The sequence below is a fragment of the Mesorhizobium sp. M7A.F.Ca.CA.002.09.1.1 genome (genome assembly GCF_003998555.1).
Lineage (GTDB): Bacteria > Pseudomonadota > Alphaproteobacteria > Rhizobiales > Rhizobiaceae > Mesorhizobium > Mesorhizobium ciceri.
Genome location: NZ_RZRR01001498.1, coordinates 1 through 638 on the forward strand (window position 1 = coordinate 1; position 638 = coordinate 638).

Below are 638 nucleotides of genomic sequence, written 5' to 3' on the forward strand. Positions count from 1 at the left end.
CGGCCATTTGCCGTGCTTAAGTCCGCATGATGGTGGCCTCTTCCGACGTTTGGCTAGCCGTCGTCAAGCCGTGCTAGCGGTCGCCGGTCAACGCGGCGCGTAACGCCTGGATCTGCCGGTTCAGCGCATCGAGCTCAGTCAGCGTCATGCCCGAGCGTTCGACCAAGGCTTCGTTCAGGCAGTTGCATTGGACAAGCAGTGCGCGCCCGGCTGATGTCAGATCAACCTGCACCTGGCGCTCGTCGGTCTGGCTGCGCTGGCGGGTCACCAGCCCGGCCTGCTCCATTCGCTTCACCAGCGGCGTGACGGTGCTCGATTCCAAAGCGAGCCGATGGGCGATGGTGCCGACCGACATGCCGTCGGCCTCTCCAAGCGCGTTCAACACCAGGTACTGGGGATAGGTGATGCCCATCTCGTCCAGCATCGGCTTGTAGGTGCGGTTGATGGCCATGCTGGTGGCATAGAGCGTGAAACAGAGCTGATTGTCCAACGGGAGAGGCACGGCGCATTCCTTTTGCCAATGTGGGCATCAAATCGATACCACGAAAAATGATATCGCGATACATATTTTTGTGGACAAGGGTTTTAGGCCGCGTTAGCTATATCGATATCGCGATATTGTTTATCGCGAAAGTAAC

The 638-nt window shown here is 58.3% G+C and carries 1 protein-coding gene; it reads right to left on the reverse strand.

The genetic code is table 11. The features are described 5' to 3' along the window. Window positions 1–73: 73 nt before the first annotated feature. Complete coding sequence (locus EN994_RS34275) at window positions 74–502, reverse strand: MarR family transcriptional regulator (RefSeq protein WP_013529998.1); 429 nt, start codon at window positions 500–502, stop codon at window positions 74–76. Window positions 503–638 lie beyond the last annotated feature (136 nt).